Below are 19,916 nucleotides of genomic sequence, written 5' to 3'. Positions count from 1 at the left end.
CTAGAAGGCCCAGTTGCCGCCGCGGAACAGAGGCTCTCTCGTACCGTCGGCAGCAATACCGTCGATGTCCATTTCATCTGATCCAATCATGAAATCGACATGAGCCAGGCTGGTGTTGATGCCTCGCCTGTCCAGCTCCTCAGGCGACAGGCTGGTTCCTCCCTCGATGCAGACGGGGTAGGCATTCCCGATCGCGAGGTGGTTGGAGGCGTTTTCGTCAAAGAGCGTGGAGAAGAAGATCATATTTGACTGGGAAATCGGAGACTGATGCGGAACCAAGGCGACTTCCCCGAGATAATGGGAGCCTTCGTCCATCTCGATCAGCTGCTGCAATACTTCATAGCCCGTTTCCGCAGAGAAATCGACAATCCGACCGTTTTCAAAGGTGAGCGAAAAATTCTCGATCAGATTTCCGTTGTAGCTGAGCGGCTTCGTGCTGCGTACGACACCGGAAACGCCCGTCTTCTTCGGAGCGGTGAAAACCTCTTCTGTCGGCATATTGGCCATGAAGGGGACCCCTTTGGCGTTTACGCCGCCTCCGCCGATCCAGATGTGAGATGTCGGCAGTTCGATCGTCAGGTCGGTACCCGGCGCCTTGTAGTGCAGGGCGTGGTACTGCTTCGCATTGAGATATTCGACTCTTTGGTTCAGATTCTCCTGATGTTCTCTCCAGGCCTGAACCGGATCGTCCTGATCGACGCGGGTAGCGCGGAAAATGGCCTGCCAGAGCGCCACGATTCGCTGCTGCTCGGGAAGGTCGGGGAAGACCATCGCCGCCCAGGCAGGGTTCGGTGCGGCGATCACGGACCAGCTCACCTGATCGCTCATCGTATAGCTGCGGAATTTGTTTAACGCTTGACCGGCTGACTTTTTCGCGGCAGCCAGACGCTCGGGGTGAACGCCCTTCAACAGATTCGGATCGGAATCGATGATGCTGAGAAAGGCCGCCCCTTCTTCTGCCATCGTTTCCATCCCTTTTGCTTTCCACAGCGGATACTCATGAAAGGCCTCGTCCGGTGCGAGATCGTACTTCATCCGTGTCAGCTCGTCATCGCGCCATTCCATATGTACGTCTTTTGCCCCTGCTTCGTACGCTTTTCGTGCAATTTTTCGCACCAGATCGGCGGAGGAAAGGGAAGCGGTGATCACCAGAGTCTGTCCAGGCTGCACATTTACGCCGACTTTTACCGCCAATGACGCATACCGGTCCAGCATGGTATCGAATGCATTCATGAAAAAACCTCCTCACAACAACGGATTCTCTTTTTCAGGGATCGCAGTGATGAATGAGCTTATTATAACAGAGCGTAAAGCTGGCATGCTCTTGAACTTGAGACTTCGCTTGCAATGAAAAGAATTTAGGGGCACTCTATGGAGAAAGAGGTGCAAGGGAAAAGGAGGAGCGGACATGTTTCACCCGCTTGTTTTTGACAATATCAAAGTGGTGCTGGAAGGAGCCGTGTACGACAGGGACTTTGAAGGCAGCATCACGATTATCGGGCGTTCGGACACCATGGATCTGGCGACGTTCCACAGGCAGTTTCAGATCGATTTTCGGCTGGCAGACGAATTCGGGGAGGCAAAGGGTGTCTTCGCCCAGATGCAGCTGCGTACGTCGCTTGCCGATATTGCGGCCGAACAGCTGGAGCAGCCTTTGACAGAGCATATCGGCTGTACGATCTGCATCCATTTTTTCATGACAGTCACCGATGTGCAGCGGGAGACAGAAGCCGTAGCACAGATGCTGAATGATATCTGGGGGAATCGGCCGTACATAACGCAAACCATTAAAGCCAAGCTGGACGAGTATCAGCTCCACTGGCCGCCCAAACAGTACGAAAACCAGATCACACTCGACTTTCATCGCAAAATCGACGAGGGCAACATCGAGGATCTCCGCGGCTTGGTGGATCATACAATCGCATCGCTCACACAACTGCATGCCGTCCTTGCGAAAAGATCGTGAAGTAACTGTTTACAAGCAGAAAAACAGGCAGTATCATTTTGTTAACGCACTTTATTTTTAAGTTGACAAAATGGAGGCTATCATGAGAAACGAACGATTGAAATGGCTGGTGCTTTCGGCCATCTTTGCCGCTGTAACGGCTGTCTTTTCGCAAATTACGATTCCGCTGCCGCTTATTCCGATTACGGGTCAGACGCTGGCTGTCGGCTTTACCGCGACGATTCTGGGGAGCAGGTGGGGGACCGTAGCGATTCTCATCTACGTCCTGCTGGGTGCAGTAGGCCTTCCTGTATTCTCAGGTGCTAGCGGTGGACCACAGGTATTGGTGGACAAAACCGGCGGTTACATTTTTGGCTTTATTTTTACTGCTTTTGCCACTGGTCTCATTCTCGAAAAAACGCGTTTTACCTTTACATGGGCTCTGGTCGCCAATATTGTCGGCATGATTATTACGCTCATCTTCGGGTCGGTCCAGCTCAAGTACGTTCTGGACATTCCGTGGGACAAGGCTTTTGCCGGAGGAGCCGTACCATTCCTGCTGGTAGGTGTCGTCAAAGCCGTCCTGGCTGCCTGGATCGGCATCAAGGTGCGAGAGCGGCTCGTATCCTCAAATCTGCTTCAGGCACACAGCAGACCGCTATCCTGAAACAATCCAAATCGCTCGCCGAGTTCGGGCGATTTTTTTTATTGCCCGAATCCTTGTATCCACATTTTGATGGTTTACGGCAGTTCAGTCCATTGTCCGTGTCCTCGGTGGTTGCGAGACCTCCTCCGACAACAGCATCGACAGTCATTTCTCTCAGACATGGCACTCATGGTATAAACGGCCAGACTGGTTGGATACTACAAACAGTATTGGGAAAAACACGACTGAGAATGGGGGAATGATCGTGAATATAACCACCATACCTGGCCCAAAAGGACTGCCGATCTCGGGCAACCTGCTCGCCTTTCGCCGGGACCCGCTCCGCTTCCTGCGCGAAGCTGCGAAAGAACACGGCGATGTGGCCCACTTTCGCTTTGGCCCCTCGCGGCATGTGTATTTGATCAGCAATCCGGACATGATCAAGGAAATTCTGGTGAGCAAGCAGGCCCATTTTCGCAAAGGAAAAGGCTTGCAGGTCGCCCGGGCGGTCGTCGGTGACGGCATCCTCACCAGCGAAGGACAGAAGCACATACGCCAGCGCAGGCTGATGCAGCCGGCATTCCACCGCGAGCGGATCGCGACCTACGGCGAGTCCATGGTCCAGCAGGCGATAAGCTTGATGGATGACTGGAAAGCAGGAGATGTACGCGATGTGCATGAAGACATGATGAAAGTGACGCTGGCGATTATCACAGAGACGATGTTTGGCAAAGGTCTCAAGGAAGGCGCTGACCAGATCGCCCGGGCCATCGATGTGGGCCTGAAATACGTCTCGACGAAAGCGTCGTCCTTCATCGACATTCCGCTCACCGTTCCGACCTCAAGCAACCGGCAGTTCCGCGAGTCAGCCGAGCTGCTCGACAAGACGATTTACAACATCATCGAAGAGCGCCGCCGTGAAGGAGATCAGGGGCGCACTGACCTATTGGCGATGCTGCTGGCGGCAAGAGATGAGGATGACGGCAAAGGAATGACGGATGAGCAGGTAAGAGACGAAGTCATGACCATCTTTGTCGCAGGCCATGAGACGACAGCCAACACGATGTCCTGGATCTGGTATCTGCTGGCGACCAACCCTGAGGCGGAAAAAAAGCTCTGGGCCGAGCTGGACGCGGTGTTGGGAGGACGGCTGCCCACGGTAGAGGATATTCCGAATCTGAAGTATGTAAACCAGATTATCAGCGAAACGCTGCGCTTGTACCCGGCGGCTTGGACGATCAACCGGGAAGTCGCCGAAGAAGTAGAGATCGGGGGGCATACGTACAAGCCCGGAGATACGCTCATGATGAGCCAGTACGTCATGCACAGAAGCGAGAAGTACTACGACAGGCCGGAGGATTTCATCCCGGAACGGTTTGAGGGGGACTTGCTGAAGCGTATCCCGCAATACGCCTACTTTCCGTTTGGCGGAGGTCCGCGCATCTGTATCGGGAACAACTTTGCCCTGATGGAAGCCGCGCTGCTGCTCGCTACGTTCGCACAGAAGTATCGCTTTCAGCTCGCCGACCCGGGCAAGCCCGTGGAAGCGGAGCCGCTTGTCACCCTTCGCCCGAAAGGCGGTCTGATGATGAGGCTGGAGGCGCGGTCGCAATAACGAAAGGGCACAGAAAAAGACACGGACCATTGATGAACTGCACCCCAATTGTTGGACATATTCAACAGTTGGGGGTGCAGTTTTTTTATGACTAAATTTAGTGGGGATGTTAAGTTAGCTGCGGTTCAACGATACTTAGAAGGTGTGGAGAGTTATGCTTCGATCGCAGCGTCCATTGGTGCATCTGACTATATGGTGAGAAACTGGGTGTTGCAGTACGAGCATCAGGGTGAAAAAGCCTTTGTAAAATCCTATACAAGTTACTCGGTACAGTTTAAACTAGACGTACTCAATTATATGAATACTTATGGGACGTCTCCGAATGAAACAGCCGCCATTTTTCGAATCACCTCTCCTGGATTGATTCGAAAATGGAGAATGCAATTTCAATCACAAGGAATAGACGCTCTCATTTCAAAGAAAAAGGGGCGTCCAGCCATGAAGAAGAGACACAAGAAAGGAACACCTGTTGAAGGATCAGTCGAGGCACTGCAGGAAGAATTAGAGCGTTTACGCATGGAGAATGCTTACTTAAAAAAGTTGAATGCCTTAGTTCAAAGCAAGGAAAAATTACAAAGCAAGACAAAGCGCAAGTAGTATTTGAACTAAGGACCGAATTTCCTATAAAAGCGCTACTTAAACTCGCGGGTATTCCACGAAGTACGTATTATTACTATGTAAAAACTTTCAGCCGTCCAGATAAACATGCTGAATTAAAAACATTAATTCAGGCGATTTACCATGAACATAAAGGACGCTACGGATACCGTCGTATTAAGGATGAACTCAAGAATCTAGGACATCAGGTAAACCATAAAAAAGTACAGCGATTGATGAAACAGTTAGGCTTAAAAAGCATGGTTCGGATGAAAAAATATCGCTCCTATAAAGGGGAAGTTGGAAAGGTGGCGCCGAATATTTTGGATCGCAACTTCCACGCAGACAAGCCAAATCAGAAGTGGGTAACGGATATTACGGAGTTTAAATTATTTGGCGAAAAGCTTTATTTATCGCCAATGTTAGATTTATTTAACGGAGAAATTGTCGCCTATACGATTGATTCAAAACCAAGGTATTCTCTTGTTTCAACGATGCTGGACCAAGCTTTTAAACGACTAACAGATGAAGACGAGCTGCTTATTCACTCGGATCAAGGCTGGCATTACCAAATGAGCAAGTACCAACAGGCATTAAAAGAAAAGAACATTACGCAGAGTATGTCACGAAAAGGAAACTGTTATGACAATGCTGTAATGGAGAACTTCTTTGGTATCTTAAAATCGGAATTTTTATATATGCAGGAGTTTGAAAACATTGAACATTTTAAACAAGAGTTAGCAAAATACATCGATTACTACAACAACAAACGAATCAAGGCAAAATTAAAAGGCTTGAGTCCAGTGCAATACCGAACTCAAACCTTACTTGCTGCTTAATTAAAATGACTGTCTAACTTTTTGGGGTCACTTCATTGACGGTTCGTGTCTTTTTGCATAAAAAAAAGGCATCTGCCCACCATTTTTGCAATTTCCGCTAAGGTGTTAGATACCGAACTGGGGTTATTTATCACTGAAAGCAACATGCTATACAAGATAATCTACCAGACAATTATAAAGGATATATTAACTGAGAATAAATCTATATAAATTAAGATTGGAAAAAGGGGATCGTAAAGGAAAAAGAGCTCCCCCTCCCCAGCTCGCTGCTGACGGAAATCGAACCGCCGTGCCGCTGGACGATGCTTTGGCAGATCGTCAGGCCCAGGCCGGTTCCGCCATTGTTGCGATTGCGCGATTTTTCCGCGCGGTAAAACTTGGTGAAGATTTTGGTCAAATCCTCCTGCGAGATGCCTTCACCCTTGTCGATCACGGAAAAGAGCACATGCCCCTCCCGCTGGTCGCAGGTGAGCAGGATCGATCCGTTCGGCTTGTTGTAGTAAATGGCGTTGTTTAACAGATTTTCCAGTACGCGGCGGAGCTTGGTCTCGTCCGCCTCGATGTACAGATCATTGGAGATGCGCAGCTTCCACTGGAGTGTTAGTCCCGATTCCTTGATCTTGACCAGGTAGTCCTCAATGATTCCTTTTGCAAAGCTCTTGACGTGGATGCGGCTCAGGTTCAGCTTCAGCTCCGTACTTTGCTGGGTAAAGTCCTGCAGTTCGTCGAGCAGCTTGTCGAGATCGTCCGTCTTCTGTTCGATCTTTTTCATCTGCTTCTTGATCCGTTCCAGATCGGTTACCCGCCCTGAGGCGATGTAGGAGGCGTATCCTTTGATTGTTGTCAGCGGTGTCCGGAAATCGTGAGCGATCGCGGAAATCAGCTCGGATTGACGCTCTTCGGAAAACCGGAGCTGATCGACCATGTCGGAGAAGTAGCGAAACAGACGGCCAAATTCGTCTTCTGAATGGTACGTAAACGAAACCAGCCGTTTTCCTTCGCGAATTTCCTGCGTTACGCGGGACAGCTCGTTTACCGGCCGGTGAATCCAGCGGACGAAGAAGCCGAGCAGGACAAGTCCGACCAGGGCAATGCTCCCGTAGATGTACCAGAGCATCATGCTGACCCCTTTTGTTGCCATAATATCGGAGTCATCTGTGTAGAAGTAGATGATGGTTTCGCCTTTTTTCGGCGGTTCGTGTTGAAAATGGTATTCCGCCACAACCTTCAGATCGGTATTTTCCTTTTTTATTTTCCTCGGCGGATTTTTCAAATTGTATGCCTGGGATGTCTTGATGAAGATCGTGTTGCCGTTGGCGTCCTTGACTAACATTTTGTATACCAAATCCTCCGGCAACTGCTTTTCCAACTCGCTGCGGTCTGTCGGGTCCTTGAAATTGCTGGCGCTGAGCAGCTGATTGACGCGAACCTTTTCAGCCGTTTCCTTTTCATAGCGATATTGATTGTGGCGATCCGTTTTCAGTTGAACGACAATAATATCCTCGAAGACAAACTTGAAAACGAACAGGTTCAGCGCAATCAGTGCGAAGAACGAGAGGAACAGCTTGTTGCGGATGCTCATCTACACCTTCTCCCCGATGAAAACGTAACCCGTCCCCCACTGCGTTTTGATGTACTGCCGCTCCCGTTCCAGCTTTTCCCGCAAATTTTTGATATGAACCGTCACAGTATTGAGGGAGCCGTAGCCGTATCCCCATACCCGGTCGTAAATTTGTTCGCGGGTAAACACAATGCCGGCATTTTCGGCCAGAAAGGTGAGCAACTGAAATTCTTTGGTGGAAAGGTCAATTTTTTCTTCATTTACATACACCGAGTACGTTTCCTTGTGGATTTCCAGTCCTTTAAATTTCAAAACGGTAATGGAGGAGCCGGATGGGTCCTTTTCGCTGTGCTCTTCGGTATGCTTGCGAATCCGCTCGTACCTTCTCAGATGCGCCCGGATGCGGGCGAGCAGCTCTTCCGTGTCGAATGGCTTCGTGATATAGTCATCGGCGCCGATTTCAAAACCGACGACTTTGTCGACCGCTTTTCCTTTCGCACTGAGAAACAGGATCGGCAGGTCCGATTCGCGGCGAATTTGCGAGCACAGCTCATAGCCGCTCATATTCGGCATCATGATGTCCAAAAGAATCAAATTGGGCTTCAAGCCTTGCTTCAACAAAGTAAGGGCATGCTCCCCGCTCTCTGAAAAAGTGACCTCATACCCTTCGTTTTCCAAAATATCTTCAAGAAGCTCTATGATTTCCTGATTGTCGTCTACAAGCAAAATATGGTCTTTCACAGGTACTCCCCCAGTAACCTCAAATCTCCTGAATATTTGTATTCTCTCCTATCATAACACGGTTTGACTGGTGAAGGACAAAGAAACCAAACGTTACCAGCGTGTTCCGGCAGGAAAAAGGACATATAATGAAGAATAGCGGGTGTTACTTCCTATTGACACCAGGTACTAAATTTCGTCAGAAAAAGCCAGAGACCTAACGTCCCTGGCTTTCATTTTTGTGCTTGCACTTACTTGCTAGGCTGCGCTTCCGGCTGTTGTTCCGGCTGTGGCACTGTATGTGTCTCAACTGGTGTCTCAGCTGCAGCTGCTGCCTGCTGCCCAGGCTGTTGCTCTGGTTGAGCTGCCTCGGGCGCTTTCGCTTGTTGTTCTGGTTGTGCTTCAGGCAAGGAAGCCGCTTGTACCGCTTTCTTGGCTGGAGGAGTGTCGGTGGCTTTCGCCTGGAGTGCCGGAGCAGCGATTCGCTTGGCTCCTACATAGCGTTTGCTCCAGTAATAGGGGTCGCTCAATTTGGTATTGACGACGCCTCTGCCAGATTCCGAGTGCACAAACGTGTCATTGCCGATGTAGATTCCTACGTGGGAAATGCTTCTTCCATTCGTCTTGAAGAAGACGAGGTCGCCGGGCTGCAAATCTTTGCGGCTAACCGGTTGGCCGACTTGATACTGAGAAGAAGAATTGTGAGGCAAATCTACACCTAGCGCATCAAACACATAGCGTGTAAAACCGGAGCAGTCAAAGCCTTTTTTCGTGGTTCCGGAAGACTTGTAAGGGACACCGTACAGATCATTGACGACAGTCATCAGGGGGGTTCCCTCCTGAGCATGCGCCGCACCGGTACCCATTGCAAGCAATCCGGCAATAAGCAAAGAAACTACTGTCTTGCGCAAAAGATACTGCTCCTCTCCTGAGCCTACGAGGTTAGCTGAAGGGTTCGGTCGAAAGGAATGCCCTAGACTGCGAGAGCGCAGCCATTCACCCCAAAGATAGTGGGTCCCCCGTTTCCGCATAGCGGAACTCGGCTATTTTTCGATATTTTTTTACACGCACCTCCACACAATTCAACACTTGTCCCACTTTTCCTTTTTCTACCCTTGTTTGTTCACGATTTCGTCACAATATTTTGTCATAAGCTGTAACGTTTCGTCAGTACCGTGCAAACGACATTTTTCTTCTATATGTAATGGAAACCATGTGTCGGACTTTTCTTCTCCATGACGGCTCGCCCTGCGCCGGAAAAGGGCTGAATCCAATCAAGAGGGATCCTTGTCCGATTGGGGGACGACACTTTATCCGTCCAGGGACGGAGGCAAAAACCAACCGCTCGCCCGTTATGTCGAACACTCGCCCCGTCTAGAATAAAGGCATAAGGTTGACACACCAACAAATAGTCGATTGGAGGGAAGCATTTCATGAGTGAGCGGTCTGGCAAGGTGCTCCTTGGACTCGCATTGCTGCTGACCGGAGGGTTTGTCTTATTGGACCAACTCGGTATCGACGGCGGCGATTTCCTCGGTGTGCTGATCCCCGGGCTGATCATGTTATACGGAGCCCGTAAAGTGATTGGCAGCTCCGGTTCCCGCTTCTGGGGGATACTGGTCTTTCTGTTCGGGCTGTTAATGTTGATCGGCAAGCTGCATTTACTGTTCAATGTCGTACTGGCTATCGGAGTGATTTACCTCGGGTACCGCTTTATCCGCCGCAGTGACAAGACGCATGATTCCATGCCGACAGTATGGGAGCGGCAGTGGGCAAGGCAGGTATTGAAAGAGGATGCTCTGGACGGCTGGGAGCACAGAATGGCCAAGAAGCAACAACCTTGATATCGATGACAAGTGATGAAACAAACCTGAAAAGTGCAAGGTACATGACAATCAAATTTCTTGTGATATGATAAGGAGGACTAAAAAATGGGTATTTTTAAACGACTGCGTGACTTGACGGTGGCTTCTGTGAATGACGCTTTGGATTCAATGGAAGATCCGGTGGTTATGCTCAATCAGTACATGCGTGACATGGAAGTGGAGATCGGACAAGTAGAAGTGGCAGTAGCCAAGCAAGTGGCCCTGGAGAAGAAATTCCACCAGCAATGGGAAGAGGCAGTGGCGCTTGCGGAAAAACGCGATCGTCAAGTAAAGCTGGCGCTGACCGAAGGGGAAGACCTGCTCGCGCGCCGGGCTTTGGCCGACAAGAAGCAATACGAGCTGCGTGCCCAGGAATACGAAGCCCTTTATCTGACAGCATCGGAAGCCGCTCAGCAAATGCGCGAGAAGCTGACCGAGCTGAAAGAAGAATTTTATAAAATGAGAGCGAAAAAATTCACTCTGATGGCAAGAGCGCAAGTAGCGAAAACGCAAAAACAAGTGAACCATGCAATTGTCGGCATGGGCAATCAATCTGCCGGCAAAGGCTTTTCCCGGATGGAAGAAAAAGTGCTGCGGATGGAAGCGGAAGCCAATCTGAGCGGCCAGTGGCGCCAGACCAGCGCTGGTTTGGAGCAAGCTCTCGAGTCCCTTGAAAAGAATGATCTGGATGAGGAGCTGGCCCAAATCAAAGCGTCTTTGCAAAGCAAAAAGGATGCCGAGCCTGCGAAAGTTCAGGAGTAACGACAGGAATCAGGCATCTCGTGTAGAATAGGAAGTGGCAACCAGGCAGCCTGTCCAAGCAGGCTGCTTTTCCCCTAGGAGGTTCTATCCTTGGCAGACTTTATGGTCTTTTTACGTCGATTTTTTGCGGAGCCAGGACGTGTAGGAAGCATCATTCCCAGCTCTCGTTTTTTATGCGAAAAGATGCTGTGCAGCGTGGACTGGAATCAGTCTGACGTGATTATAGAACTGGGGCCTGGAACAGGCGCCTTTACGGAAAGCATTCTAAAGAAAAAAAGGCTCGATACCAAATACATTTTGGTGGAGAGAGATCCGTTGTTTCGCGAAATGCTGACTCGCCGATTTCCCGGCATCACGATGTGGGATGAGGCACTGAAGCTGCAAGAGTACATGAGTAAGGCCGGGATTGGCAAGGCTGATGCCATTATCTCCGGACTTCCGTTTGCCAACTTTCCCGCGGAATTGCGGACGGGGATCTTGGATGAAGTCCAGTCTGCCCTTGCTCCGGGTGGCCTGTTCATCACGTTTCAATACTCCCTCCAACTGAAAGCTGAGCTGCAGACGCGCTTTCAGCGGGTAGAAACCACATTTACGCCGTTGAATATTCCGCCTGCGTTTATTTATACTTGCCGTGACGGAAGTGTAGGAAATTAGCCGACATGGGGCGTAAGAGAGGAGACCTTTGTGAAATTGTCCCGCTTACAAAAAATGACGGTCGGTGTCTTGATCATTTTGACAGGAATTGGCCTTTTTCTTGACAGCTTGCATATAATCACGTTTGGCCTCTTTGATTTGTGGCCGATGGTTCTCGTGTATTTCGGCGTACAGATGTGGGGAAATCACAAGCGTGTTCGGGGAGGCCTGCTGGCCGGGCTCGGCATCATGATTGCTTTGGACATGTGGCTTCATATCGGCATGGATGATCTGTTCCAGCTTGTAATCCCGCTTTTGTTCATTTACTTTGGATTTCGGCTGATCCGTGGGCGTTCGGCTGACAAAGGAATCCGGCCGACAATACCGGAGGCTGCCGAAGCAGCCGATGCTGATCCGAATTTTGCTTCAGCGGAAGATACGGCAACAGGCAAACAATCAGGGCATTGGAGACAGAAAGCGGGATACCGCAATCCATTTGGAACGGAAAGAAGCAGATGGACTGCTTCATCCGCGGGCCCTGGCAGCATTTTGTCGCCCAAAGATTCCCGCAGTTCGCTGATCGGTGATTTTCACTTGACATCCGGCCGCTTTGAGCTAAGCCAGTTGCATATCTGGCACGGAGTCGGGAATGTTGTCATAGATCTGTCCCGGGCGATGCTGATGGATGATGAAGCGTTTCTGATAGTCGACGGTTGGGTGGGGGACGTCACTATTTACGTTCCGGTAGACATGCCAGTAGCCGTATCTGCGGAGGTGCGCATCGGCGATCTGGAAGTGTTTGGCCATAGGCAGGGGGGCATCAATCGCAGCGTGATGATCCGCTCCGAACAGTACGAACAGGAAGCGCAAAAAATCCATGTACAGATTTCGCTGCTCGTCGGCGATGTTAAAGTCAAGTACATTTAGGGGGTACTGACAAATGCGACGACAGCGGTTGGCAAGTATCCAATGGCAGTACGTGCGCTACGGTTTGCTGCTGGCCGTAGGAGCGGTTACCGCCTCCTTTTTGTGCAGTTTGATTCTGTATTTCGTGGTGGCCGGGGACCCGGACGTCACGAGATGGCTTGCGACCTACCTGCATCTCTATTTGCCGGAGAAGCTGGATTGGAAAACACAACTGGCCTCGTTTGCATTCGCGATCCTGACAGCAAGTGTCGTCGGGTTGGTCGGAGGCTACATTTTCGGGAATTTGCTGAAAAAGAGACTGCAGGTGCTTTGGGAGGCAGCCACCAGCCTGGGGCGCGGCATATTGTCTTCGCGCGTCCCTGAGCTGGGCGAGGACGAGATCGGTGAACTGGGCTGGCAGCTGAACCGTCTGGCGGCCCAGTGGGAAGAACAGGTCGCTTCCCTGCAACGGCTGTCCAATCACAACGCCGCTTTGGCGGAACAATTGAAGCATACAGCGGTCACCGAAGAGCGGCAGCGACTGGCCCGCGAGCTGCACGACGCGGTCAGCCAGCAGTTGTTTGCCATCGCGATGACCACTGCAGCCTTAAAAAGACTGATCGAAAAAAATCCGCAGCGAGCTGCCCAGCAGATCGAGCTGGTGGAAGAAATGGCCGCGGCTGCGCAGGCGGAGATGAGGGCGCTCCTGCTGCACCTCCGCCCGGCGACTTTGCAGAACAAGGCACTGAAGGAAGCCATTGAAGATCTGCTGGAAGAGCTGACCCGCAAAAATGCGATGGAAATTAGCTGGGAGATCGAAGAAGTGGACAACCTGCCGAGCGGAATCGAGGACCATCTGTTCCGCATTTTGCAGGAATCACTCTCCAACACGCTCCGGCATGCCCGTGCCAACCACATCGCGGTCAAGCTGTTTACGCTGAAGGGGCAAGTCAGGCTGCGCATCGTAGACGATGGCGTCGGCTTTGATCCGGAGGGAGAGAAGCTGACTTCGTACGGATTGAGAAGCATGCGGGAGCGGGTGGCAGAGCTCGGCGGCTCGCTGGATATTTACTCGGCAGTCGGAAAAGGGACGCAGATCGAGGTGCGCATCCCGATCATGCTGCAAGCGGAAATGGAAGGGAGAGAGCTGACATGATACGCGTATTGCTCGTGGACGATCATGAAATGGTGCGAATGGGATTGGCTGCTTATCTGTCTACTGAAGACGACATTGAAGTAGTAGCCGAAGCATCCAGCGGTGAAGAAGGAGTGAAGCTGGCTGTCGAGCTGCAGCCGGACGTGGTTTTGATGGACCTCGTGATGGAGGGGATCGGCGGCGTGGAAGCGACCAGGCGGGTACGTGAAACCTGCCCCGCTAGCAAAGTCATCGTCTTGACCAGCTTCATTGATGATGAAAAGGTATATCCCGTCATTGAGGCAGGAGCGTTCAGTTATCTCTTGAAAACCTCGCGTGCAGCCGAAATTGCCCGGGCGATCCGGGCGGCAGCCGCAGGCGAGCCGGTCCTGGAGTCTCGCGTCGCCGGCAAAATCATGGCCCGCTTCCGTCATGGACAAGAAGCGCAGCCGCATGAACAGTTGACGCCGCGCGAGCTGGAAGTATTGAAGCTGATCGGCCAAGGCAAGTCCAACCAGGAGATTGCGGACGAACTGATCATCGGCATCAAGACCGTAAAGACCCACGTCAGCAACATCCTGTCTAAGCTGGGCGTCGAGGACCGTACACAGGCGGCCATCTACGTACATACGCATCATCTGGACTAGCTGCTGCCCTGCTCCTCATTTCCATAGCTATCCCGTTTTCCGCTAATTCGGACTCACCCTCTGGGTGAGTCAGGTTGCAGACAAACTCCCTCGCTGAACGAACAGCAGAGGGAGTTTGTTTAATAATTTGATGAAAATACCGAAGGTGTTTTGATCGTTCACCTTTTGGCGACCTGATTTCCATAGCCAGGTCGCCATTTTTTTCAAGTTCATGGCAGCGAAAACAAGCATCGCCTGCATCGTGACCTTCTCCAGTCCTCGTAAGGTCGTCCAACGCATGCCATGCTTTTCCTTCATATCAGCGAATACACGTTCAATCGTTTCTTTCCGTTTGCTATAGATTTGTTTGTTTTCCTCGGTATGCCGGAGGTGGTCTACCTCTTCGAGGTAATCAGCCCAGATGTGGCGACTCACTCTCTTTGTGTAGTCTTTACTTTCCGTGCATTGTTTCAAGAACGGACAACTTCGGCAAACTTGAGAATTTGATCGATAGATACGGTACCCATCCTTGTTTGTTGTCTCATATGTTAAGATTTGCTCGTTCGGGCAGATGTAGCAGTCGAAATATTCATCATACACATATTCGTGCTTTTTAAAAAAACCTTCTTTGGTGCGTGGTCTTGTGTAGGGCATAACGGGGCGAATCTGGTCATCAAGGAGTGTTTTACTGATGTAAGGCGTCTTGTATCCCGAGTCCACTGCCACAGCTTGAGGCTGTGCAAACGTCTTTCGCACTTGATTCAAAACATCCTCAAAAACCTGACTGTCATGCACATTGCCTGGCGTTACCTTGGCACCAAGCACAAATCCATTTCGATCACATGCTGTATGAAAACTATAAGCAAATACACGTTCCTTTTCCCCTTTTACAAACAATCCGCAATCCGGGTCAGTTGTGCTGACTTTCACCTCCTTCTTCGAAGTTTCTGTCTTTTTTTCAAGGGGCTTCTTTCCATGTGCAATACGATCCTGATTGATTTCTTCGTCCAGCAGCTCTTGATATTTCTTCGCTTGTTCTTCAACGATTTCTTTCACGTATTTATGCTTATTCGCACTGGCTTTTACATGCGTAGCATCAATGAAAAGCACATCAGGCTTCACGAATCCATGATGAACCGCCTCCTCCAATATTCGAAGGAAGATCGACTCGAAGAGTTGAGTATCCCGAAAACGGCGAACATAGTTCTTGCCTAGGGTCGTGAAATGGGGAATGGGCTGACTGAAATCATAGCCAATAAACCACCGATAGGCAACATTGGTTTCGATCTCTTTAATCGTTTGTCGCATGGAACGAATTCCAAAAATATATTGGATGAAAGCAATTTTAACTAAGACTACAGGGTCAACACTGGGTCTGCCATTGTCATGACAGTAGAGGCTTTCCACCAAGTCATAGATGAACGAAAAGTCGATTGCATTTTCAATTTTTCTTACGAGATGATCTTCTGGCACCAACTCATCTAGCGAGAATGCAGATATCTGATAACGCCCTTCGGCCTCTTGCTTATTAAGCATAATGCCACCTCTAAAAAATAACTTTTGAAAACGTAACATGTTCTATATTCAACAAAAAAGCCTGCAGACCCTGTTCCTTACGGAACTTTGTCTACAGGCTGACTCACCCTCTGGGTGAGTTTTTTTGCTTGAATTTGGCAATCATAGAATGTAGATGATGCGGAAAGGAGAACGGGCTATGAGGCACAAACCGCGTACACGCTCCAGGGTGATGGCTGCCGATCAGGGTGTCGACATTGTCGGCGATGTCCATGCTTGTTACGACGAGTTTATAGAGCTCTTGCAGCGCTTGGGGTACGAACGTTGCCACGACGGGACCCACCGGCATCCTGAAGGCCGGAAGCTCCTTTCTCTCGGAGACATTACAAGCCGCGGGCCACAATCGATCAAGATGCTGCAGTTTTTCATCCGGCATGTGGCAGCGGGCCTGGCGGAGATGGTGGACAGCAACCACGGGTGGAAAATTGCCCGCTGGCTGGATGGACGCCCTGTCATGCTGGCGCACGGTGACGAGAAGGTAGCAGACGAGTTTCAAATATTCGAACGGGAGTACGGGGCCAGGAGGGCCGACCAATTAAAGGAGCAGAGCAGGAGACTCCTGTTTTCCTCCCCTTCGCACATGATGGTGCACTACCAGGGGCGGCTTGTCCTCGTAGCGGTTCACGCGGGGATACGCGATGATTACATCGGAAAAGAATCGCCTTCCATCCAAAGCTATTGTCGGTACGGAGATGTAGCCGGGACAGGGGCCGACGGGAGACCGATCCGCAGGGATTGGGCAGCCGAACGGGTAAAAGCCGAGCCGCTTATCGTCTGGGGACATGATCCTCGTCCCGAGCCGGAAAGAAAGAATGGCACGCTCAATATCGACCAGGGATGCGTGTTTGGAGGGATGCTTACCGCCTATCGCTTCCCGGAGGACGAGATTGTGAGCGTACCAGCACGTGAAAACTACTCAGGCTTGGCAGAAACGCCGTTGACACGCTATTTGGCCGAGTTTGGATGAGTCACACTCTCCAATCGGCTGAAGTTGACCCGGGTGAGGCGGCTGTCTCCCCCTGCTCCTTTGCCGGGGGGCTGCTTTGAGCGTTTCGCTTGCGGAGCAAGGTGACCTGCTGCATCGTATTTTTGGCAGTCGAGTGGATGCCGACAGCGGCCAGAGCAGCCGTCCCGCCTTCCAGCAAGGCAATCCGCCAGTCGAATCCGGGGCTGTAGATCCATTGATTGACCATGTAAAGACCGAGGATGAGCACCATGGCGACCCAACCGCGCAGCTTTTTTGGTATGCGGAGAAAATCCGACATGCTTGCAGCGGCGGCCAAAGCCAGCGCAATGATCAGACCGAGGTCAAAACCCATCAGAATCCCTCCTTGCTCAAGGTGTGCGCAATTTTTCGAACAGCCGTTTCAGGATGACCGCTTCCGCCCACAGAGGCAGCGGTTTATCCGGCTCATGGCGCCAATCTTCGTTTGTAAGCAAGCCTTCTTTAAACATCCAATCTATCGCTTCTTGCTTCCATTCAGGCACGTTTGCTCCTCCTCCGTCTCCTGGATTTGTCTGGGTTGGCGGCTTGTATGGACGGTTGGTGTATTCGCAAAAGGAACGGACCACGCCCTCTGCGAGCTCTCGCCAATCCCGGTCCAATTTTTCCGCATCCAGCGGATTGTCGGCGAAGCCGTATTCGATAATCACTGTCTCCACACTGCCGGTCTCCCGGTGCATGAAGTAGTAGTCTTTGCTCGGGTTGTTGGGGAGTGTGCGGGTAAAGATGCGGCGGCCCGGCATCCCTTCTGCTTCCAGGTCATCGAGGATCAGACGGGGAAATGTAGGGGAGGAGTAAATCGAGTAAATAACCTCCGCACCCCGTCCTCCACCGGCATTGACGTGGTTGGAGATACAATAGCGGGCACCGCTGTTTCTGACCAGAGTGGCGCGATCATCGCTCGTCAGGGTGGTATCGCCGGTTCGGGTGATGGCAACAGGAATGTTCAGGGTCTGAAATCTCGAGTATTGGTAAAGGGAAATCTGCAAATTTTTCTCTTTTTCTGTAAAGAGCTGATTGGAGCCGCCGCCCGGATCGATCCCGCCATGCCCCGGGTCTATCACCAAAATGGGGGTCATATAAAGTCACCTCCTGTTTCAGCATATGCGAAAAGGTGCGAACATGCCGAAGGACAGTTCGCTCATTTTCCCCGGGCGGCGATGTACAGAGCACGCAGTTGTGGTACAATAGGAGAGATTTAATTCCCAAAAGAGGATGGTAATGTATTGATGGCTTGGTACAACTGGGTAATCCCGATCGTGACATTGATTATCGGCCTTGCCGGAGGATTTTTCGGCGGCACGTACTATCTGCGCAAGCAGGTGGAAAATATGCAGATGGATGACAAACAATTACAAGCGATGGCTCGTTCCATGGGCGTTAACCTGAATCAAAAACAACTGAAGCAAATGAGCCGCAACATGAAAAACATGAAGATGCCTAAAAAGTTTGGCAAGTAATTGGCAAAGGGGATGTCGACATGGGTCCGACCCGTCTGCGTTATACGATGATCGGCTTCATTGTCGGCGTCGTCGTTGTTTATTTAAAAGGGCTTCCGATCAGTGAAGGAGTTCGCTTTGCTTTTCCTTTTTACGGAGCGGGGCTTGGTTTGTTGATTGACGGCATCATCTTGCGCCTAAAGCAGCGCAAGGGGAAAAATGAGTAGCCGTAAAAGAGCTGACAGGAGCATACGCAGTACAAAAAATGGATAGAGCAGCCAGAGATTTCTCGGCTGCCCTATCCATTTTTCAGCTTGTAAAGAACAACTCATAGACCATCTTGGTAATCAAGGTGATGGACACCAGCAAAAACAAGGGACGAACGTAGCGCACACCTGTTTTGATCGCAACACGGGCACCCAGCGTGGCCCCCAGGAGCATCGCCACACCCATGGTCAGCCCGGTAATGAAAATCACTTTGCCCTCCAGCATAAAGACCAGCAGAGCCGCGATGTTGCTGGCCAGGTTCAGGATGCGCCCATTGCCGGCGGCTATGACAAAATCATAGCCAAAGAGAAGAACCATCAGAAAGACGAAAAACGATCCGGTGCCGGGTCCGAAAAAGCCGTCGTAAAAGCCGATCAAAAACGTGACCGGAATCCCCAGACCGAGCGTAAACTTGGTGTATCCCTTAAACGTGGTGTTTTCGCCAAACCGCTTGTTCAGCAGGGTATAGACAAAAATTGCGGCCATCATGATGATGACCAGCACCTTGAGAAATTCTTGCGGGACAAACAGTACTGTTTTCGCCCCGAAATAGGCGCCCACAAGCGAAACGGGGAACAGGATCGCCATCAGTTTCTTGTCAAATTTACCCATGCGAATAAAGGTGACGGAGCTGGTGGCCGAGGAGATGGTGCCTGCCAGCTTGTTTGTTCCCAAAGCCAAATACGGCGGAATGCCAAGCCCAAGCAGTGCAGGGAGCGAAATTAAGCCTCCACCGCCCACGGTACTGTCGATAAAGGCAGCGACAAAACCAAAAAAGGCAAGAAACAGAATCGTTGATAAGTCCAAGTCCATAGAAGATCACCTTGCTTGTTGAATTGGGTTCATGAATAATCCAAGTCTAGCACGGCTTTTGTACATTGCAAGATACTATTTACTGATATAGGGGGATTTTGAAGATTACGATACTTAGCATACCGATTTGTTGTAAAAGTGAGCGGTTTGCATTATAATAAAAAGCGAGCTTGAACTACATACCATTGAGGAGGAATGTTATCATGGCACATCAACTTCCTGAACTGCCTTACGCACACAATGCGTTGGAGCCTCACATCGACGCGCAAACCATGGAGATCCACCACGGACGTCACCATGCTACTTATGTAAACAACCTGAACGCTGCATTGGAAGGCCACGCTGACCTGCAAGCGAAATCTGTAGAAGAGCTGATCAGCAACCTGGATGCATTGCCAGAAGCGATCCGCACTGCTGTACGCAACAACGGCGGCGGTCATGCGAACCACGCTCTGTTCTGGCAAATCCTGAGCCCGAACGGCGGCGGAGCACCTGCTGGAGCACTGGCAGATGCGATCAACGCAGCATTCGGCAGCTTTGACAACTTCAAAGCTGAATTCGCGAAAGCGGCAACTACCCGTTTCGGTTCCGGTTGGGCATGGCTGATCGTAGATGGCGGCAAATTGGCCATCACCTCCACTCCAAACCAAGACAGCCCGATCATGGAAGGCAAAACGCCAATCCTCGGTCTGGACGTTTGGGAGCATGCTTACTACCTGAAGTATCAAAACAAACGCCCTGACTACATCGGTGCATTCTGGAACGTTGTAAACTGGGACGAAGTCAGCAAGCGCTTTGAAGCTGCCCGCTAAGCGGAAATCAACGCGATAGCATTACTGCTTACGAACAAAAGGCATGTCGGACAAACCGGCATGCCTTTTTTGTTTGTTTCCTCGCCTTCGCAACGAAACGTCAACTGCCATCGTCTTAGCCATAGGAATAGAAAAAATAAGCGAAAAGGGTGGTTGA

The 19,916-nt window shown here is 50.8% G+C and carries 21 protein-coding genes, 1 pseudogene and 1 riboswitch; of the genes and pseudogenes, 14 read left to right on the top strand and 8 right to left on the bottom strand.

What is annotated here, in order from left to right; translation table 11 throughout:
- Nucleotides 1–1,233 (bottom strand): aminopeptidase, encoded by a 1,233-nt coding sequence (locus tag V5G20_RS22715; RefSeq protein ID WP_003391515.1) that lies wholly within the window; start codon nt 1,231–1,233, stop codon nt 1–3.
- Between the two features lie 175 nt (nt 1,234–1,408).
- Here V5G20_RS22715 and V5G20_RS22710 point away from each other — a divergent pair, with 175 nt between their 5' ends.
- From V5G20_RS22710 to V5G20_RS22695, 4 genes are all read left to right on the top strand, one after another.
- Nucleotides 1,409–1,966: a hypothetical protein gene (locus V5G20_RS22710; protein ID WP_003391518.1), complete on the top strand. Its 558-nt coding sequence runs from the start codon at nt 1,409–1,411 to the stop codon at nt 1,964–1,966.
- Nucleotides 1,967–2,048: 82 nt separating this feature from the next.
- Nucleotides 2,049–2,612: a biotin transporter BioY gene (locus V5G20_RS22705; protein WP_003391520.1), complete on the top strand. Its 564-nt coding sequence runs from the start codon at nt 2,049–2,051 to the stop codon at nt 2,610–2,612.
- Nucleotides 2,613–2,856: 244 nt separating this feature from the next.
- Nucleotides 2,857–4,206 carry a cytochrome P450 gene (locus tag V5G20_RS22700; protein WP_024984709.1) on the top strand — a complete coding sequence of 450 codons (1,350 nt, stop codon included), beginning with the start codon at nt 2,857–2,859 and terminating at the stop codon, nt 4,204–4,206.
- 87 nt (nt 4,207–4,293) lie between these two features.
- Nucleotides 4,294–5,642, top strand: a protein-coding gene (locus V5G20_RS22695) for an IS3 family transposase (protein ID WP_155808037.1) whose coding sequence is annotated in 2 segments (ribosomal slippage) — nt 4,294–4,738 and nt 4,738–5,642 — 1,350 coding nt in all. Because the reading frame shifts where the segments join, the coding sequence is not laid out codon by codon here.
- Nucleotides 5,643–5,853: 211 nt separating this feature from the next.
- Here V5G20_RS22695 and V5G20_RS22690 read toward each other — a convergent pair.
- The 3 genes and pseudogenes from V5G20_RS22690 to V5G20_RS22680 all read right to left on the bottom strand — a co-directional run.
- Nucleotides 5,854–7,224, bottom strand: coding sequence for a sensor histidine kinase (locus V5G20_RS22690; protein WP_003391524.1), 1,371 nt, complete (start codon nt 7,222–7,224; stop codon nt 5,854–5,856).
- Entirely contained in the window at nt 7,225–7,944 is a 720-nt protein-coding gene (locus V5G20_RS22685; protein ID WP_024984708.1) for a response regulator transcription factor, read from the bottom strand. It lies immediately after the preceding gene.
- Nucleotides 7,945–8,324: 380 nt separating this feature from the next.
- A pseudogene (locus tag V5G20_RS22680) lies at nt 8,325–8,834 on the bottom strand (C40 family peptidase); the annotation flags it as partial.
- Nucleotides 8,835–8,839: 5 nt separating this feature from the next.
- Nucleotides 8,840–8,978, bottom strand: a riboswitch (cyclic di-AMP (ydaO/yuaA leader).
- Between the two features lie 378 nt (nt 8,979–9,356).
- Between V5G20_RS22680 and V5G20_RS22675 the strand changes: the two are divergent.
- From V5G20_RS22675 to V5G20_RS22650, 6 genes are all read left to right on the top strand, one after another.
- On the top strand, nt 9,357–9,767 hold the full coding sequence (locus V5G20_RS22675; protein WP_003391529.1) for a LiaF transmembrane domain-containing protein: 411 nt from the start codon (nt 9,357–9,359) through the stop codon (nt 9,765–9,767).
- Nucleotides 9,768–9,854: 87 nt separating this feature from the next.
- The gene (locus V5G20_RS22670; protein ID WP_338462307.1) at nt 9,855–10,550 is read left to right on the top strand and encodes a PspA/IM30 family protein; all 696 of its coding nucleotides are present in this window, start codon (nt 9,855–9,857) and stop codon (nt 10,548–10,550) included.
- Between the two features lie 90 nt (nt 10,551–10,640).
- A complete protein-coding gene (locus tag V5G20_RS22665) occupies nt 10,641–11,204 on the top strand; it encodes a class I SAM-dependent methyltransferase (protein ID WP_024984705.1) in 564 nt (187 codons plus the stop codon).
- 30 nt (nt 11,205–11,234) lie between these two features.
- Nucleotides 11,235–12,110 (top strand): cell wall-active antibiotics response protein LiaF, encoded by an 876-nt coding sequence (gene liaF, locus V5G20_RS22660; protein WP_024984704.1) that lies wholly within the window; start codon nt 11,235–11,237, stop codon nt 12,108–12,110.
- A gap of 13 nt (nt 12,111–12,123) precedes the next feature.
- On the top strand, nt 12,124–13,245 hold the full coding sequence (locus V5G20_RS22655) for a HAMP domain-containing sensor histidine kinase (RefSeq protein WP_003391538.1): 1,122 nt from the start codon (nt 12,124–12,126) through the stop codon (nt 13,243–13,245).
- Nucleotides 13,242–13,871, top strand: a complete 630-nt coding sequence (locus V5G20_RS22650) for a response regulator (RefSeq protein WP_003391540.1) — start codon at nt 13,242–13,244, stop codon at nt 13,869–13,871. The genes V5G20_RS22655 and V5G20_RS22650 overlap by 4 nt, the downstream gene beginning before the upstream one ends.
- A 69-nt stretch (nt 13,872–13,940) precedes the next feature.
- Here V5G20_RS22650 and V5G20_RS22645 read toward each other — a convergent pair whose 3' ends face one another.
- Nucleotides 13,941–15,386 carry an IS1182 family transposase gene (locus V5G20_RS22645; protein WP_024985259.1) on the bottom strand — a complete coding sequence of 482 codons (1,446 nt, stop codon included), beginning with the start codon at nt 15,384–15,386 and terminating at the stop codon, nt 13,941–13,943.
- Nucleotides 15,387–15,564: 178 nt separating this feature from the next.
- Between V5G20_RS22645 and V5G20_RS22640 the strand changes: the two genes are divergently transcribed.
- On the top strand, nt 15,565–16,392 hold the full coding sequence (locus V5G20_RS22640; protein ID WP_003391542.1) for a metallophosphoesterase: 828 nt from the start codon (nt 15,565–15,567) through the stop codon (nt 16,390–16,392).
- Nucleotide 16,393: 1 nt separating this feature from the next.
- Here V5G20_RS22640 and V5G20_RS22635 read toward each other — a convergent pair whose 3' ends face one another.
- Both V5G20_RS22635 and V5G20_RS22630 read right to left on the bottom strand, forming a co-directional pair.
- On the bottom strand, nt 16,394–16,744 hold the full coding sequence (locus tag V5G20_RS22635; RefSeq protein ID WP_243014771.1) for a hypothetical protein: 351 nt from the start codon (nt 16,742–16,744) through the stop codon (nt 16,394–16,396).
- A 16-nt stretch (nt 16,745–16,760) separates the two neighbouring features.
- Nucleotides 16,761–17,507 carry an N-acetylmuramoyl-L-alanine amidase family protein gene (locus V5G20_RS22630; protein ID WP_122957792.1) on the bottom strand — a complete coding sequence of 249 codons (747 nt, stop codon included), beginning with the start codon at nt 17,505–17,507 and terminating at the stop codon, nt 16,761–16,763.
- Between the two features lie 150 nt (nt 17,508–17,657).
- On the opposite strand from V5G20_RS22630, the gene V5G20_RS22625 reads away from it, so the two are divergent.
- Nucleotides 17,658–17,888, top strand: a complete 231-nt coding sequence (locus V5G20_RS22625; protein ID WP_003391547.1) for a YneF family protein — start codon at nt 17,658–17,660, stop codon at nt 17,886–17,888.
- Between the two features lie 20 nt (nt 17,889–17,908).
- A complete protein-coding gene (locus V5G20_RS22620; RefSeq protein WP_003391551.1) occupies nt 17,909–18,094 on the top strand; it encodes a hypothetical protein in 186 nt (61 codons plus the stop codon).
- A gap of 82 nt (nt 18,095–18,176) precedes the next feature.
- Here the strand turns inward: V5G20_RS22620 and V5G20_RS22615 are convergent, their stop codons facing one another.
- Nucleotides 18,177–18,947, bottom strand: coding sequence for a TSUP family transporter (locus V5G20_RS22615; RefSeq protein ID WP_003391553.1), 771 nt, complete (start codon nt 18,945–18,947; stop codon nt 18,177–18,179).
- Nucleotides 18,948–19,150: 203 nt separating this feature from the next.
- Between V5G20_RS22615 and V5G20_RS22610 the strand changes: the two genes are divergently transcribed.
- Nucleotides 19,151–19,759: a superoxide dismutase gene (locus V5G20_RS22610; protein ID WP_003391556.1), complete on the top strand. Its 609-nt coding sequence runs from the start codon at nt 19,151–19,153 to the stop codon at nt 19,757–19,759.
- Nucleotides 19,760–19,916 lie beyond the last annotated feature (157 nt).

Source organism: Brevibacillus borstelensis, from assembly GCF_036700025.1.
In the GTDB taxonomy this organism is placed as follows: Bacteria; Bacillota; Bacilli; order Brevibacillales; family Brevibacillaceae; genus Brevibacillus; species Brevibacillus borstelensis.
The sequence above is the reverse complement of the archived record's forward strand: the minus strand, read 5'-3'. Positions and strand labels throughout refer to the sequence as shown.

What these genes read in the sequence shown, in the direction of transcription:
- V5G20_RS22715 (WP_003391515.1), bottom strand. Translation starts at nt 1,233, where the DNA reads ATGAATGCATTCGATACCATGCTGGACCGGTATGCGTCATTGGCGGTA.
- V5G20_RS22710 (WP_003391518.1), top strand. Translation starts at nt 1,409, where the DNA reads ATGTTTCACCCGCTTGTTTTTGACAATATCAAAGTGGTGCTGGAAGGA.
- V5G20_RS22705 (WP_003391520.1), top strand. Translation starts at nt 2,049, where the DNA reads ATGAGAAACGAACGATTGAAATGGCTGGTGCTTTCGGCCATCTTTGCC.
- V5G20_RS22690 (WP_003391524.1), bottom strand. Translation starts at nt 7,224, where the DNA reads ATGAGCATCCGCAACAAGCTGTTCCTCTCGTTCTTCGCACTGATTGCG.
- V5G20_RS22675 (WP_003391529.1), top strand. Translation starts at nt 9,357, where the DNA reads ATGAGTGAGCGGTCTGGCAAGGTGCTCCTTGGACTCGCATTGCTGCTG.
- V5G20_RS22670 (WP_338462307.1), top strand. Translation starts at nt 9,855, where the DNA reads ATGGGTATTTTTAAACGACTGCGTGACTTGACGGTGGCTTCTGTGAAT.
- V5G20_RS22655 (WP_003391538.1), top strand. Translation starts at nt 12,124, where the DNA reads ATGCGACGACAGCGGTTGGCAAGTATCCAATGGCAGTACGTGCGCTAC.
- V5G20_RS22650 (WP_003391540.1), top strand. Translation starts at nt 13,242, where the DNA reads ATGATACGCGTATTGCTCGTGGACGATCATGAAATGGTGCGAATGGGA.
- V5G20_RS22645 (WP_024985259.1), bottom strand. Translation starts at nt 15,386, where the DNA reads ATGCTTAATAAGCAAGAGGCCGAAGGGCGTTATCAGATATCTGCATTC.
- V5G20_RS22640 (WP_003391542.1), top strand. Translation starts at nt 15,565, where the DNA reads ATGAGGCACAAACCGCGTACACGCTCCAGGGTGATGGCTGCCGATCAG.
- V5G20_RS22635 (WP_243014771.1), bottom strand. Translation starts at nt 16,744, where the DNA reads ATGGGTTTTGACCTCGGTCTGATCATTGCGCTGGCTTTGGCCGCCGCT.
- V5G20_RS22630 (WP_122957792.1), bottom strand. Translation starts at nt 17,507, where the DNA reads ATGACCCCCATTTTGGTGATAGACCCGGGGCATGGCGGGATCGATCCG.
- V5G20_RS22625 (WP_003391547.1), top strand. Translation starts at nt 17,658, where the DNA reads ATGGCTTGGTACAACTGGGTAATCCCGATCGTGACATTGATTATCGGC.
- V5G20_RS22620 (WP_003391551.1), top strand. Translation starts at nt 17,909, where the DNA reads ATGGGTCCGACCCGTCTGCGTTATACGATGATCGGCTTCATTGTCGGC.
- V5G20_RS22615 (WP_003391553.1), bottom strand. Translation starts at nt 18,947, where the DNA reads ATGGACTTGGACTTATCAACGATTCTGTTTCTTGCCTTTTTTGGTTTT.
- V5G20_RS22610 (WP_003391556.1), top strand. Translation starts at nt 19,151, where the DNA reads ATGGCACATCAACTTCCTGAACTGCCTTACGCACACAATGCGTTGGAG.